The following is a 16,466-nucleotide window of genomic DNA, read 5'->3' as shown; positions in this document are numbered from 1 at the left end:
AAAGAATCGAAAACGATTCTCTTACCAGCTCAATTATTTTTTAATGAAGTGAAACCTTAATTACATCAGGATTCTCTTTCTCATGAATATATTTATCAATCAATTCCTGATCTAATTGTGAACTATCACCATATTTTTCACGCATTTCTGCCAATTCCTTTTTAAGCTTTACGAGAACATCTGCATAAGCAGGATCATTAATTACATTAGTCATTTCTTGAACATCGTTTTTACGATCGTAAAGTTCCCACTCGTCAACATCGTAATAAAAATGAATTAATTTGTATTCCTGAGTAATAATAGCATAATGTCTTTTTACCATGTGAATAGAAGGATATTCATAATAATGGTAGTAAACTGCATCTCTAGTCCATTCCTCATCATTCCCCTGCAATAAAGGAATTAAACTTTCTCCTTGCATATCCTCGGGTGCTTCAATTCCAGCAGCTTCCAGTAAAGTTTGCGCAAAATCGAGATTTTGAACCATTTCGGTATTTGTTGTACCTGGCTCTACAACTCCTGGCCAACTAACTAATAAAGGTGTTTTAAACGATTCGTCATATGCAAAACGCTTATCGAACCAACCATGCTCTCCCAAATAAAATCCTTGATCTGATGTGTAAACGATAATCGTATTTTCATCAAGATCTAGTTCCTCTAAATGATCCAATAATCGACCAACATTCTCATCTACAGAAGCAATACAACCTAGATAATCCTGCATATAACGCTGGTAACGCCATTTCATTAATTCTGTGTCGTTCATATTAGGATACTTCGCTTTAAAATCTTCCATTAAAGGTATATAGGTTGAATCCCAAACTGCTCGTTGTTGAGCATTCATTCGGCCAACCTCACGATCAAAAGCTTCCAAATCCCATCCAGACTCATCTTTAAGACCTAATTCAGCCATCATTTCTGGATAAAGCTTTGAATCTCCAGCCCAGTTCATGTGCTTTAATAAATTCATTTCTGCTGTTTTCGCTGCCGTACCTCGTCCTTCATAGTTGTCAAACAAAGTTGCAGGTTCTACAAATGTTTTCTTCGTATATTCTTTAAAATGGCGTGGTGCTGGTAACCATTCACGGTGAGGTGCTTTGTGCATATAAAACATCACAAAAGGTTCATCCTCTTTTCTACGATTATCCAACCAATCAATAGACATATCGGTTATAATATCAGTAACATATCCCTCAACCGTTATTCTCCCTTCATTTGTATTAAAATCAGGATTGTAATAGCTTCCCTGATCTGGAAGAATTTTAAACTCATCAATCCCCTTTGGGTTATTTCCAAAATGCAATTTTCCAAACATAGCAGTTTGGTAACCCGCTTTTTGTAACAATTGAGGAAATGTTGTTTGTGTTTCATCAAATGGGAAAAGATTATCTGTTTTACCATGTATATGACAATGCTTACCCGTTAACATGGTCGCCCTAGAAGGCCCGCAAATAGAATTGGTAACACAAGCATTGGTGAACTTCATTCCATTATTAGCAATTCGATCAATATTTGGAGTTTCGACTAGATGATTGGAATAGGCACTAATTGCCTGATAAGCATGATCATCCGATACCATAAAAATAATATTGGGTCGCTTTGGTAATTCCTTTTTTGAAGTATTATCTTTTTTTGCTGTTTGACAAGAAAAGAGCACTGTACAAAACAATACAAATACAATTTGTTGCAATTTCATAATCCCTTATTAATTTTAATTGATTTCCTATTTGATTTGAATTCTTAAACCCAATTCCTTCTGATTTCTCATTACCAGAACTTGAATTTCACCTTTCGATTGATACTCTTTTGTGATTTTTAAAAAGTCGAGTACTTTATCGGTTTTCACTCCTTCAACCTCAAGAATCACATCTCCTTTTCTCAAGCCATTGTTCTTTACTGCCGGACTATGATTCCATGTACTGATTACAATTACTCCTTCTGGGCTATTTAATCCGTAAGCAGATTGCTCTTCATTAGAATCTACCCCTTTTAGTTTATTTCTTAACCAGGCAAGCGTACTACTCTTTATTTTTCTTTGCAAAGGATCTACTACAACAGGAACTTCAGGAGTCTTGGCAATTGCTTTTAGGCTTGGCTTTTGAACGCCAAATTGATCCATAAGGAAATTAACAAAGCCCAATGCTAAGGCTGGTGAATTTTCAGCAACAGAATAATCTAGATTTTTGGGATCTTTAAACAATGGATCACCAAAAGCACTGTGCATATCCCGATCGTAAATTTGTGATTTTATCATGGCTTCCTCGGTAGGAAATAGATTATAATCTAAGTCCTTACCCCAGCTCAACAATCCTACATCCTGATAAGCATCACTTACAATATTCTTTCTAAAAACATCCTCACAATTCACAAACCAAACATGAGGATGCAAACTGTTATTCACGGTGATATTATTTTCAACTACTCGATTAAAGCCTTCTCTCAATTTAATCCCTCTACTTAAACACAAATTGTTGTATATGTGGTAATTTGAAGATCCATCGTCCAAATCGATATCCCAACCATGATCACAACGAAATCGGTTATTTCTAATAATTGTGGTATGTACTGCATCCCATTTGTACATGTCAGGATTTGCAGTAGTAATACTATCCATTATTCTTCGATTAGGATGCCAAAAACGATCTCTTCCCCATGAATTAAATGAGCCATGATCATTAGTTTCCAAAACGGTATTAAACACATCGTTAAATTCCAAAATATGTCCTCCCCATGTACCATCTCCGATATTGATACCAGAGCGAGGAACATCGTAAATACTATTGTGACGAACAGTAATGTCCATTGCCATAGAAATCTGTACTCCTGCGGTTTGTTTTTCAACTCTCCCTATTCTATGAATCAAGTTATTTTCAACAATACATTCTCTAGGATACAATTCATTTTTAGGTCCTGAGATGGTATCCATTTTATCCAATTCAACAAATTGTCCGTACTGAAAAGATGGTGATCGAACTGCAGAAGCATTACCTACAAAAGAAATAGCAGAAGCTCCACATTCATGAATATTATTTCCAGCAATTTTTAATCCTTTATTGTAATTGCTAACAAAAATTACATTGCCACCTAAGTTTGTGAATTCACAATTCTCGAGTTTGCAATTTTCACTTCCTTCAAAAAATACAGCTCCACCACGATAAATTGTCCAGTCACTTCGCAACAAAGGCTCATACGCTTCCATAAAAGTACGTTGCGTATTTTCAAAGCTGATTCCTTTAATAGAAATATTCTGTACAGGATTTTCAAGTGTTCCCTTTACTGAAATTAACGATTTAAGCACTGAGGCTTCAAATTTCATTTTTTGCAGATCGATATTCTTTTCTGGCCAAAAATAAAGCTGATGATTTTCATGATCTAAATACCATTCACCTGGACTATCCAACTCTTCGAACACATTTTCTACCATCCGGTATTCCTTATGTGGTTTTGAACCTCTGTTGTTTTGATGACCACCTTCTAAAATTGGAAAAGCATCTTCATTCATTCCAACAATCTGCCAATGAAAACCACCCCAGCGACCTTTGTGGAGAGCATGAAAAAATGTTCCCACTGGGTTCTTCCAAGATGCGACACGCTCCTTCGAAAGAGCATCTTCAGCATATCCTTGCCAATACTGAGCCGTTTCATCATAATTTGGATATCGAGCTAAAATCTGAGCTTTTCCATCAGTAATTAGTTGATCAAAAATCAAATTATCTGGAACCTTAGCTACAAATATGTCTTCATTCAAACTTTTCCAGTTTAACTGCAGTGGTACTGATCCTTTAACACTGACTTTTGAAGCACCCGCTCCAACAATTTCAAGTCCATTTAACGCACTGGAAATTTCAATTGTTTTTTGCAAATGGTAACTGCCTGGTAAAATATTAATTACAATTTGAGCATTATTATCACTTTGCTTTATTTCTTTAGCGGCAATTAATGCTTCTTGAATTGAACTATACTGTGCTTCAACAGCATTCTTACTTACAATTAGCTCTACCTTACTATTGTTACAACTGATATGAATCAGCAGAAACAAAACCATTATGCTGGTATTTATTCGTTTCATAAATCACTTTATTTTATTACATGATTATCGGTACCATTATCTCTAACAGTTCCTACAGATCTCACTGTTACTCTTGAACTTGTGGGAGATAACTTTACTGGATAGTTTGTATCATTAATCAATTCAAAATCTGACACCTTAAAATTATTTTGATTTGGAAAATTTCCATGCATAAGGCGAATATTTCCCTTGTCACCACCAACTTTTATAGATAAACTTTGTTTGATAACTTCATCTGTGCCTCGCAATGTAATTTTATGACCCCGACCTCCGATGTATGCTACACTTCCCGAACCGTTATAATAAGGATCTATTGCAGGTATGATGGTAATCTCAGCATTATAATTTTTATCTCTTTCGTATGTGCTTGCGTATACAGGACCATAAGCGCAATCGGCCTTACAATCGACCACTTCGCCTGAGCCTAGAGAATAACCATTCTCGCAACCAATGGCCACACAACCCTTAACATATTTTTCACCCGTTGCATGTGCAAGAGTTACCCCTGTTCTCATATGCTTAATAGTGCAATTGAGTATCGTAGGATTATCTGTTCCTCTTTGAAAAATTTTTCCATCAATAATGGTTTTTCCTCCATCATAAGCACGGATACCTGCCTCACCAAGACTCAACATATATCCCGCTGGAAGTTTGTATCCCCAAATTGTCATAAAACCAACATCAAAAGCTGGTCCTGACGTTTCTGCTAAAATATCATCTGTTTTACGCATTTTACCCTCTACTACACATGCTTCGATAGTTGGATAGCTTGCTGCTTGCATGAATATAGCATGACCATATGATCTATGGATTATTTTACAGTTTTTAGCATGATTTCGTAATCCACGAACCAAAAAAGCAGAATGTTTATAATGCCTGATTACATTTCTTTTTCCTTTACCAAAAGCATCTCCATATCCGTAAGGATAAGATCCTTTAACGGTCAAATGGAAACCTTCAACTCGGTTATCTCTCCCATCCATGCAAACACCTAAGGCTCCCTTGTTTGGCTTGTCATGTTCTGAACCAAGATCAACCATAGTAAGGTTTTTAAGCACATTATTACTTCCCGTAACAACCAGCTCGTGAACTCTATAATTTCCAAAGCAATTAAAAACTCCTGTTTCAATAGTAAGCGTTACTCCTGTAAAATCGTACGTACTATTATTACCAGAAAATTGTAGTAATATCTTAGCTCTATCTTCGAAATCGGTAGTTCCGAATGTTCCTTTAGCAATATCATCAGACGTGATACTATAAGTGCCAGGAGCCATAACAACACTTGCGTTATCGTCATCGAGATATGGTAATAGCTCTACCAATGAATTAACTCTTTCGAAAGCGGCTACCTGAAATGTGCTTAAAGCAAGGCACAATAGGGCTATATTTCTTAAAAACGATGTTATATTTCTTGATTTCACTCTCATATCTTCAATATCTATTTCTTCAATGGTGAATAAACTACAGTTATCGCACCTGATTTTAATGGTTTTTCAAAATCTACTCCAATACGGTAGGATGTTTTACCGCTGCGTAAATGTTTAACTGGTACAACTTCATCCTTTATAGTAACATTACCACCAACAGAAGTAATCTCAACTTTTACTTTCTGATTTTCAGAATTGATGATTAGGGTATTATTATCAACAGCTTCGTAAGCTACATTCACCATTATAGAAGTTCCAAAACGAACTGGCTCTGAGGCTTCAAAATTGTCAGTTATCGTAATTGCTCCCTCACCCAATTTATTGTTTACCATGGTACGTTCGAGCTTGTTTAGTATCTCAAGCTCATAAGCTGGCTTAATATCCATTCTCACACTATCAACACTTCGATTAAAACTTGCTGCAAGAACTTTTCCTTGAAACTCTCTTCCGTTTGACTGTAAGGTGTTGTTGATTCTTGGCACAGGATGTCCCCATGAACTTCGCGCGGGATTGTTTTTGGAAAATGCTCCAGCAGTATACGACGGAGCACCAATATCACCTGCCACATAATCCTGATCTAAAACGACTACATAACTTCCCACATCGCTGTGGTTATGATTTTCAGCATTATGCCCCGTTTTTATGGCTATTGAAAATGGATTTTCTTGTTGACCTCTTGAAATTACAATGCCAAAATCATCAAAATAAGTATACTCAGGCAATTTTGATTTATCATCCTTTGTAGATGTGTAATCATCTCCATCCTTCCAAACAACTAAGGTTTGTACCCCTTCATCAGGAATGAATTTCGATGGCTTTTTAGAACCGTAATGTTTAGCTGCAATTGCATATGCGAAGTTATCGCTACCTGGCTTAATTCTAGTTACTCCATCAGCAAAAGGAGCGTACATTCCTTCATGTATTTGAAATGTTTCAGGAAAATTAGCCACCTTACTTAGTTTATTAAATTCAAACAAGTTTATTCTACCATCCGTATAGTCATCTAATATCTCTGCGAGGTATAAATAATGCCCAAATCCGTAATTCCAGTAGCCAGTTCCTTCAGAGCAATAGCCATCATCACCAAAACCAGACAAATAATGCACCATGCTATTTAAAGCACAACCAATTGCTGCAATTCGTTCATCTGACTTTTCAGAAGCCACAATGGTGGTAAAAATAGTTCCACTGGTGCACACAGAATTCCAATTACTAGTACTACGTATCCAATGATTACTCTTGGATTTAATTTCCTTGCAACTTTTCAAATAGGAATCTGTTATGCGCCACTTAAGCTGAGCAGTAATTTCCTTTCTTAATGAATCAGGTAATTTGTCTTCTAATAGCGCATCAGCAAGTGCTAATACCAAGCCAAATTTTCGAGCTCCCAAATCAATTGATACTCGTTTTCCTTCCAGTACAGTATTTTCATTATCATCATGATTAGGATGCATCCATGATTTCATAGTCATAATTGAATCGATATAAACTTCAATTTGAGGAATGAATCGTCCTTTATTTTCAATACTCTCGCCAATAATGTATTTCTCCAATCTGTCCATTGTACGGTAATATCGAGGCTTGTATATGCCACGGTTCCCTTCTTTATTGGCACGGCGGTATATTGCATCTGAAATAGGTACTTCAGGTGCTTTTTCTATTAGCGAAACGGCCTCTTCTAAATAGTCTATCCCTTTTACAGTATTTGCAATTTTGTTCCAGTGCTGACGATTAGAAGCTGGTGGAGAAGGAATAAAAGTAGTCTCAGGTACCACTTTTTTTAGCATTTCTATTTGCTCATCAGTTGGATAAATATGCTTGCTATCTCCTGCTTTCAAATAAGCAGAAATATCCAGAGACTCTTTCTTCGCTTCTGGGTTTGTACATGAGCAAATAATGCTCGCAAGTGTAATAAATATCCAGGTGAACTTATTTTTAGATGTTCTCATAAAAATTACAATTTTTCCATATTAACAATCGCAAAATAGCTATAAGTAGCCGTTAAAAGACCTAGAATTTATTCCAATAAATAGGTCGAATGTTGCATTTATTATAAAATCAACAAAAAGCGAGATTGTTAGCTTTAGCTAACAATCTCGCTTCATACTATTTATCAATTCCTTTCAATTTATTTCAAAAAACAACAGTTATATTCTTCATTTGAGTAAAGCATTTTATTCCATTCTAATGCACTTAGTCTTTCAAATGGGAAAGAATATACTTGGCAGAATAATTATTAAGATCCTCCATCGAAGGTGAAATGTTTGAACCCTTAAAACAATGCCCAGCATTTTTAATCGTTAACAATTGAACATCTGCATTTTTCTTTTTTGCCACCTCCATCATATAAAGAGAGTTGCTAATTGGAAGTATTTTATCCTTATCTCCATGAATTAATAGTATTGGAGAACTCGTTTCTTTTAAAAGTTGAGTAGGACTGAGTAAATGGGCCAATTTTGGTTTCTCATTTAATGGCGCACCTAAAAGACGCACAAACCGGGTTTCATCTTCAAAAATAGAACCTGGTCTTAAATCAGGATTCAAGCATGAGGTAAAAGGAAAATAAGAGACTACACATTTATATCGGGTGGAAATATCTGCCAAGTGCGAATCTCCCTGAAAATCAGAATCTGATCCTAAAGCAGTCACTAAGCTTAGATGTCCTCCAGCTGAACCACCCCAAATACCATATTTCTCCTTATCTAATTTAAATTTTTCTGCATTTTTCAGGAGAAAACGAGTGGCATCTTTAGCATCAACTGCAGCATCGTAGGCATTAGAACTACCCTGGGCTTTTCGGTACTCTATGCTCACACACACAACACCACTATCAACAAGTGTATGCAAAGTAGACAGAAAACGTGGTTTTAAAATCTTGTATTTACTACCTCCAGCCCAGCCACCACCATGCACGTGTATCATCCAAGGATTTTTTTCCTTCATTTTAGCAGCATCAGGATAGAAAATATCCATGTTTAATTCAACGCCATCCACCATTTTATAAACCACCGTTTCCTTATGGTTAAAACCCTTTAGTAGTTCAAGTTCTGAAACATTTTGCCCATACATAAAAGATGAGCTGAAAAGAAAAATTGCGATGTATAATACTCTGCGCATAACCTAAAAAAATCGTTTAAAATCTATAATATAAAACACGAACTTAACTACAGTTTTTCGATGTAGACATAGTAAGCAGGATGAACATGATTTCCTTCATCAATTAGTTGTGCCTCCATGTCGTATTTCCCAACAGGAATTTTACACTTGAAAGTAACTTCCTCTTGTCCTTTTTTTATTTCTTCAGATTTGGTAATTCCCGCAACATATAAAAGAGCTTCCGTAAAGTCATTCTTCACTCCTTCTGGTGCTGTTTTATCCAATTCTATTCTTTTTTGTTGAGCAGGAAAAGTAGCATTAATTGCTAAACCACTTTCACGAGGAAATCGACGCAGGGTAATTGTGTATTCACCACTTTTAACAAACTCAATTTTCCAGCAACCACCGGATTGTGCTCCTTGTATTGCGCCATTTTGATGCCATACAGGCTGATAACGACCAATAATTAAATCATGAGGGCATATCTTGCTTGGATTTTCTTTCGGAGAACCAACTTTTATATATGCATAACGCTCATCAACTCCATCATCCATAAACGATTGCCACCAGCGTTCATATCCCTCTACCAAGCGAGCTGCAACTTCAGGATGAGAATCAATAATGTTGTTATCCTGGCCTCTATCTTCAGTAATGTTGTATAATTTATCTCCATCTACCAAACGCCAATTTTCGTCCATCACGGTGTACTTCTTGTACTTGATCAGGTTTTGCTCACGTTGGGTATCCATGTATAAAATACGATTTGCCCATTGCGGATTTTCTTCCTTCAAAAGGGGTTTCAGACTCTTTCCATCCAAAGGTTTTATTGGATTAAAATCGAGTCCTAGTAAATCCACGAAAGTGGGCAATAAATCGTAGTGTGCCACTAGTTTGTCAATGTCTTTTCCTCCCGTTAACTCTCCATTGGGCCAACGAATAAATAATGGAACACGATGACCACCATCGTATTGGCTTCCTTTTCCACCTTTTAGTCCAGCATTATAAATTGAACGACCTGCTGAAGTTCCATTATCAGTAGTGAAAATGAGGATGGTGTTATCCGTTAAGTCCAATTCATCGAGCTTTTGCTCTAGCTTTTTAAAATTATCGTCCATATTGGTAATCATGCCATAAAAGCGGCGAAGTCTAGGATCTAGTTTCTCAAACTTCTTCCCCTGATACATGTCGTAATATTCCTTTGGAAGATTGTAAGGAGCATGAGGCGCGTTGGTAGCTATGTAGCAAAAGAAAGGTTTATCCTTATTGGATTCAATAAAATTCATAGCTTCAGAAAAGAATACATCGGTACAATATCCTTCGTATTTTTGCTCTTCGCCGTTGTGCCAATACGTATCATCAAAATAGTCATTCATCCAATAATCTGGTCCCTGACCAATACCTCCAGCTCCATGACGAACAACTTCATGAAATCCTCGGTCTTCAGGACGATATGGATAATTGTCACCCAAGTGCCATTTTCCATACATGGCATTGGTGTATCCATTTTGTGCTAGCACCTGTGGCAAAATCACCTCATCATCGTAAAGCAATGAGCGCCCTGCGATTGTGTGGTATACATTTACACGATTACAATGACGACCCGACATAATTGAGGAACGAGTTGGCGCACATGTAGTAGAAACATGGTAATTGGTAAGTCTCACCGCATCGGAATAAAATTCATCAATATTTGGCGTTTTTATGTAAGGATTTCCTGTACATGCTAAATCACCCATTCCCTGATCATCAGTAATGACAAAAACGATATTTGGCTTCTGCTTCTGCTTGTTCTCGGCCTTTAATTTCTGTGAAATAACAAGACTTAGAATCAGGACGAATAGTAATGTAGAATTTGTTTTCATATTTTAAATGCTAGGTTCTCCTTTTAAATACTTTAATGAGCGTAAAAACAAGTCGGTTTCTCTCATCGTAAGTTTGTAAAACTTACCATCATATTTATAATTGTTAAAAAAGCCATGTCCAGCCCCATCGTACAAGTGCAAGTCACAGCGACTGTCAACTTCATCCATTTTCACTTTGTAATTTTCGGCAATTGAAACAGGAATTAAATGGTCTTCCCGTCCTAAAAATACAATGGTTGGTGGGGCTCCTTTTTTAATGTTGTGCGCTGGAGAAATCTCCGGCCACCGATCCCCCATTCGATCATAACAAAATCCTTCAGGACCATTGTCAAAAACAGGATTAAACAAAACCAAGGCATTGGCTCTAGAACTGATTGTTAAATCCTCGCCATCTTCATCTAATGTGGGACAATTACCACAAACCGCTGCTAAATGTCCACCGGCAGATCCACCTGAAGCGGCAATCTTTTTAGGATCAATATTCAATTCTTTGGCATGTTTACGCAAAAAACGAACTGCCGACTTGGCATCGGCCACAGCCTCATAAGGCGTGGTTTTGTGTCTCGATTTAACACGATAATCAACCAATACTGTTACCATTCCTCTTGTTGCAAAATATTTTGCCTGAGGCTCAAATTGTTTGGTTGTTCCACCATTCCATCCGCCACCAAAAAAGAAGATAATGGTGGGGTATTTCTTTGATTTTTTAAAATTAGCAGGATACCTAAGAGTCATATTCAATTCTACACTATCGATAACTTTATAGGTTAATTCGAAAACTTGTTCTTGCTCATGGTCCATCTTAAGAACATCTGTTTCCTGTGCTTTCAGGCTGCTAGATACAAGTAAATCAAATATAATTAATAGTACAAAATGTCTCATAATGTATGTTTATTTACCACAAGATCTTCACATCTTCTGGCCATTGTTTTACATCGGTATAATTCTTATTTCCTTTTTCGAAGATGCTTTTTTCCATTTGCACATTACACTTCAACAAGCCCATATCAATTTTCTTATTGGAAAAATGACTATTTATCACATAGGAATCATTCACTGCACGCCACATGGCACCCCAAGTATTATTTACTACTTCGCAACGGTTCAGAATAATTTTTTGTGGTGCATATTTTGGATCTTCCTTGTAGGTGAATTTGTCGTAATAATCCTCGCATGGAAACCACAAAGCCACACGCTCACAGCCCGAAATGTGATATTTATGAAAAAAAACATAGCCTGCTTCTTCATGATCAGCCTGAATCCCATTGGTTTTGGTATCTTTTATGGTACATCGCTGTGCCAATACAAACTCGCAAGACGTATATTTACATCCCTTCCCTTTTAGGGGAAAAGACATATCTAAATCACTTTGCAAAATATATTTGTTGTATAAAAAGTAGCAATTGTGATACAAACCTCCATGAGAACCATTAAACTGGAAATTGCAATTATCCATGATAATATGGTTGGTTCGTTTAATATGTACCCCTTGCGCTGACCAATCGGTAACATCAATATTTTGAAGCATAAATCGTTTATGCCTGTTTTCATTTCTTCCACGAATAAGTATTCCATTTACTTTACCGCTTCTTGTTCCTTTTAGAGTCAGATCTTTTATTAATACATCGGTAATTGTTGGTTTTGCCTCTACATTAAATGCTGCCTCATCAAGCTTGACTCCTTGTTGAATGATTGTCTTGTCTCTACCTTCTCCAAGAATTGTCACATTGCTTTTTAAAGTAATAGTACTATCTAGAATATGTACACCTTCTTTTAAAAAGACAATCCCTCCACCAGCTTCACTTGCCTTATCAATAGCAGCTTGAATCGCTTCATTGGGTTCAACTGCAATAACATTATCAAGCCATTGCTGTGGATAATCAGCATGTTTAAAATCGTTTCCCCATTTGGCAGTCATGATTGAATCTACTTCAGATTCAATTGTCACCTTGGTAAAAGCAGACTTAGTTTCAGTGCATGATGCAAGCAACATCACGGCAAGAATACTTGCTATAATTCTATTTTTAAGCATTTTAGTTGTCATATCTTCTTTAAATTTAAAAATCCATCCAAGTAACTTGTTCCCAGTCTTCCTTTACAAATTCCTGAGGTGCACCTAGTGTTGATCGTCCATTTTTAATGATGGCAGTAATTTCCTTTTTCAGTTTCTCAACGACTTCCGGATACTCGAAATACAAATTGGTCCTTTCTGAAGGATCATTTTCGATATCGTATAATTCGTAAGTAGCTTCACCTTCTGCTGGCTCAAAAAGTTTAGGCTTTAACGAACCTCCTGAACCTCTCAACATATTTAATTTCCATTTCCCTTGACGAATGGCAAAATGCCCGGCGAAAGAGTGGTGAATTACTGTTCTGTATGATTGATATTCTTCGGAGCTTTCATTCGTTATAAGTGGCAACAAACTGTAGCTATCTTCTGCAGCATTTTCGGGAATCGAAACACCTACAATATCAGCTATGGTTGCTAAATAATCCGATTGACAAACAGGAACATTCACCTTACTACCTGCTTTAATAACTTTGGGCCATCGCATTAAAAAAGGTACTCGATGTCCGCCTTCATAGATATCTCGTTTTCCCCCTTTAAAATTCATGCAAGAATAATGCTCGTAAGTATCGCGCTGATATGCATAATTGCTTTCAGCACCATTATCCGATGAAAAAATAACTAAGGTATTTTCCTCTAAACCATTTTCTTTTAAGGCTTTTAGTACCTGACCAACTCTATAATCTGTTTCCATCATAAAATCGCCATAATTACCACATGCACTAAGCCCTTGAAATTCGGGATGTGTACAATGAGGTAAATGCGGGCTGGTTAAGGGGAAATACAAAAAGAAAGGTTTGCCATTCTTAGCGGCTTCGGCTGATTTATTAATGTAATCCACCGCTTTTTCTGCAAATTTCTCCAATACTATTTCATCATTAAAAGAAGGAGCCACCTCAACGTGCCCTTTTGCTATTTCATTTTTGAATGGAGGTGTCATTCGGTAAGTTCGAGGAGTGACATCCATTTTCTTTTTGGTATACAAGATTGGCGGATCGAGAACTTTATCATTCTCCAAGAAAGTTAATACACCAAAATTCATAGATGCTGGTACTCCAAAAAAGTAATCAAATCCTTTTTCGATAGGTCCATCAGTAAATGGTTTCGACCAATCGCGACCTTCGCCCCTCTTCCCTTCAAACTCCATTTGCAGATGCCATTTTCCAACCATAGCGGTATTGTAACCTTGCTCCTTTAGCATGCTGGCAATAGTCATTCGATCTTTTTCTATTAAACAAGGGCCATCTGCTCTTAAAACTCCTTTTTTCAAGGATGTTCTCCAACTATAACGCCCTGTTAACAATGTATATCTTGAAGGCGTACACACTGCATCACTACTATGTCCATCAGTAAAAACGACCCCTTCGTTGGCCAATTTATCCATATTAGGCGTTTTAAATTTAGCCTCTGGATTTAGTGCACTCACGTCTCCATAGCCCTGATCATCAGTATAAATGATTACAATATTTGGTTTGTTTTCATTCTTAGCTTTAGTAGAGCATGAAGCCAGACAAAGCAAAACGCCACCAATAAGAAGAGTGAAAAATGTAGAATATTTTAGTTTCATATGATTATAATTATATTTTTTTGCCATATGGAACTCCCAAATCACACTCATTATCCTGTGTATAATATTTTTTATATGATCGTTTCATATTAAATATTTTATAATGTAAAATTGTCATTCTAAGAGATCGAGCTTATAAATTTCCCCTTATTACTCGTGCCACTTTCTTTCCTTGTTCAGTAAATCCTAATTGATTATAATGAACATTACCGGGCTCTTGTTCCCACTCTTTATGATGAGGTAAGGTGAATGAATAAAGATCATTTACAAGAATATCAGGATGTTTTGACAATACTTCTATTGCTGCCTTATTGAATTTTATGCTATCTCCTTTGTATCGACCTTTAGCATTTTCAGGAACTGGTGTTGTGGTCGCAAAAATCAACTTAGCCTTTGGGTAGTTCTTCTTCAAATACTGACAAATCTCTTCCAGATTCTGCTGATACTTACTGATCGTTGAAACCTGGCTTCCATTCTTATTCAGGTTCTTGCCTTTAAGGTATTTCAAGTCGTGCAGCCCAACATTAAAATGAATTAGATCCCATTCAAAGTTCCAACCTCCTTCTAATCCAGGTTGAAACATTGTTACGTTCATTTTATTCATATTGGAAATAAAATTATGGCTTGATCCTCCATTCTTGAACAAACGAATTACAGTCGCTTTTCCTTCCAGATTTTTTCTTACTGCCGAAGTATATTTTATTGAAACTGAGTCGCCATATATAAGTACATTGGGTGTTCTTTTTTCTGGATGTACATATTTAAAACCATCGGTCTCATATGTTTTACCAATATTACCGCAAAGTTTCTCCCAAGCAAGTTTACATGTTTCAGGTTTGCTTTTTTTGTTCCAAAAGCCAGCAAAAGTATGAGGTACAATTCCCATACTTAAAACACCTAAACCTGCTGTTTTTAGAAATTTTCTTCGTTCCATTTCTCGTTTTAATTCAATCAAAGCAAGTACTAACACCTATTATTCCAACATCATAGAAGGAAACACTTTACTATTTTTGTTTTATTTTAATTTGCTCGCCCTTGTTTTCTATAACCACTCCATTGGTTATAATTTCGCAATTGCTAGCCTTTCTACCAATTTTAATAGGCATTCCCGTTTTATTCATAAACTTAAGTCCAACAGTTTCTCCTTCATCATAAGGCGACATAGATTCACCATGCATTGGGTGTGTATAGCCTATTAATATTGGAAGTTCTTTAGTCCTTTTTTCTCCTTTTGGTGATTTCAAAACCACTTTATTGTTTTCTCCTTGAATGGTAATTAAAGCATGTACAATTCGGTCTGACTCCGCAGGATCTAAAATTAATTCAACATCAACATTACTACCCTCAACGAACATTAGCGGGCCATAATTAGCATCACCTTTGCAATTTTTCACAATGGCATCATCGCCTATCCAGTAGGCACGCTCAGTGCCAATGGTGGTACAATTTTCAAGTATTACTCTGGTATTAGATCTTAGCTCAAATCCCGCACGGGTATTTTTTGCTGTACAATTTTTAAAATGAAGATTCTTTATTGGCCCGTAGATTCGAAAACCATCTTCGCACAATGATTTCATATAACCTGGTGTAACCACATATTTACCTTCACGATTCTGAGTCCACGTGCGAAAATTCACATCAAAAGCAGGACCTGATGTTTCTGCTAAGATATCGTCTGTCGATCGGATAGCACCCTCAGCATAGCAATTCTCAAAGTATATATTTTCTGCCTTTTTCTGGATAAAGAAACAGTGTCCAAAAGAGAGGTTATATATTTTGCAATCGTAAAGCTTTGTATCGCTTCCCGTAACCAACAATCCACTATGTTTGTAATGTTTAATTACGGTCTCTTTGGCTTTTCCTTTTCCAAACAAATCACCATAACCATAAGGAAAGGCTCCTGCTACATGAAGCGTAATGTCTTTCAGCGTGTTTCCTCTACCAGCCACTTGAAGTACTGTTCCTCCAAGAGAATATCCTTTCCCTATACATCTTAATGTAAGTCCTTTAAATACATTATCACTTCCAGTCATTAAGAATTCATCGCTATGAATAGGCGGTTTTAAGGCGGTACGTAATTTCGTATCAATCACTAGTTCTACACCATCAAGATTAAATGTATTATTGCTCCCACTAAATGTGATGTACTGATACTCTTTACGATTACTACGAACACGCATAGAATCGACTGGTAGATATTCGGTTAACGGATAAACCCCAGGAGACATGGTAACTACATTACCACTTTTTGATGCATACCTTACAAGTTCACTTAGGCTGCTAATATTAACTTCTTCCGCCTTAACAATACCAACTATTGTAATTAGCAAAACGGTTAAAAAATTTCGTATTATTTTCATCTTTAATTTTAAGTATT

At 36.5% G+C, this 16,466-nt stretch carries 11 protein-coding genes; all 11 read right to left on the bottom strand.

Annotation, left to right across the window (positions count from 1 at the left end; translation table 11 throughout):
- Positions 1-40: 40 nt before the first annotated feature.
- The 11 genes from L3049_RS13850 to L3049_RS13800 all read right to left on the bottom strand — a co-directional run bounded on the left by L3049_RS13850 (position 41) and on the right by L3049_RS13800 (position 16,449).
- Positions 41-1,696: a sulfatase family protein gene (locus tag L3049_RS13850; protein ID WP_275110411.1), complete on the bottom strand. Its 1,656-nt coding sequence runs from the start codon at positions 1,694-1,696 to the stop codon at positions 41-43.
- A gap of 27 nt (positions 1,697-1,723) precedes the next feature.
- Positions 1,724-4,069, bottom strand: coding sequence for a right-handed parallel beta-helix repeat-containing protein (locus tag L3049_RS13845; RefSeq protein ID WP_275110410.1), 2,346 nt, complete (start codon positions 4,067-4,069; stop codon positions 1,724-1,726).
- Between the two features lie 8 nt (positions 4,070-4,077).
- Positions 4,078-5,496: a hypothetical protein gene (locus L3049_RS13840; protein ID WP_275110409.1), complete on the bottom strand. Its 1,419-nt coding sequence runs from the start codon at positions 5,494-5,496 to the stop codon at positions 4,078-4,080.
- A gap of 11 nt (positions 5,497-5,507) precedes the next feature.
- Entirely contained in the window at positions 5,508-7,445 is a 1,938-nt protein-coding gene (locus L3049_RS13835) for a heparinase II/III family protein (RefSeq protein WP_275110408.1), read from the bottom strand.
- Between the two features lie 244 nt (positions 7,446-7,689).
- On the bottom strand, positions 7,690-8,613 hold the full coding sequence (locus tag L3049_RS13830) for an alpha/beta hydrolase (RefSeq protein WP_275110407.1): 924 nt from the start codon (positions 8,611-8,613) through the stop codon (positions 7,690-7,692).
- A 47-nt stretch (positions 8,614-8,660) separates the two neighbouring features.
- The gene (locus L3049_RS13825; protein WP_275110406.1) at positions 8,661-10,454 is read right to left on the bottom strand and encodes an arylsulfatase; all 1,794 of its coding nucleotides are present in this window, start codon (positions 10,452-10,454) and stop codon (positions 8,661-8,663) included.
- A gap of 3 nt (positions 10,455-10,457) precedes the next feature.
- A complete protein-coding gene (locus L3049_RS13820; protein ID WP_275110405.1) occupies positions 10,458-11,336 on the bottom strand; it encodes an alpha/beta hydrolase in 879 nt (292 codons plus the stop codon).
- A 13-nt stretch (positions 11,337-11,349) separates the two neighbouring features.
- On the bottom strand, positions 11,350-12,498 hold the full coding sequence (locus L3049_RS13815; protein ID WP_275110404.1) for a glycosyl hydrolase family 28-related protein: 1,149 nt from the start codon (positions 12,496-12,498) through the stop codon (positions 11,350-11,352).
- Positions 12,499-12,511: 13 nt separating this feature from the next.
- Positions 12,512-14,089, bottom strand: coding sequence for a sulfatase family protein (locus tag L3049_RS13810; protein ID WP_275110403.1), 1,578 nt, complete (start codon positions 14,087-14,089; stop codon positions 12,512-12,514).
- A 133-nt stretch (positions 14,090-14,222) separates the two neighbouring features.
- The gene (locus tag L3049_RS13805; RefSeq protein ID WP_275110402.1) at positions 14,223-15,023 is read right to left on the bottom strand and encodes an SGNH/GDSL hydrolase family protein; all 801 of its coding nucleotides are present in this window, start codon (positions 15,021-15,023) and stop codon (positions 14,223-14,225) included.
- A 70-nt stretch (positions 15,024-15,093) separates the two neighbouring features.
- A complete protein-coding gene (locus L3049_RS13800; protein WP_275110401.1) occupies positions 15,094-16,449 on the bottom strand; it encodes a right-handed parallel beta-helix repeat-containing protein in 1,356 nt (451 codons plus the stop codon).
- Positions 16,450-16,466 lie beyond the last annotated feature (17 nt).

The sequence above is a fragment of the Labilibaculum sp. DW002 genome (genome assembly GCF_029029525.1).
GTDB classification, from domain to species: Bacteria; Bacteroidota; Bacteroidia; order Bacteroidales; family Marinifilaceae; genus Paralabilibaculum; species Paralabilibaculum antarcticum.
This window is presented reverse-complemented; position numbering and strand designations above follow the sequence as displayed.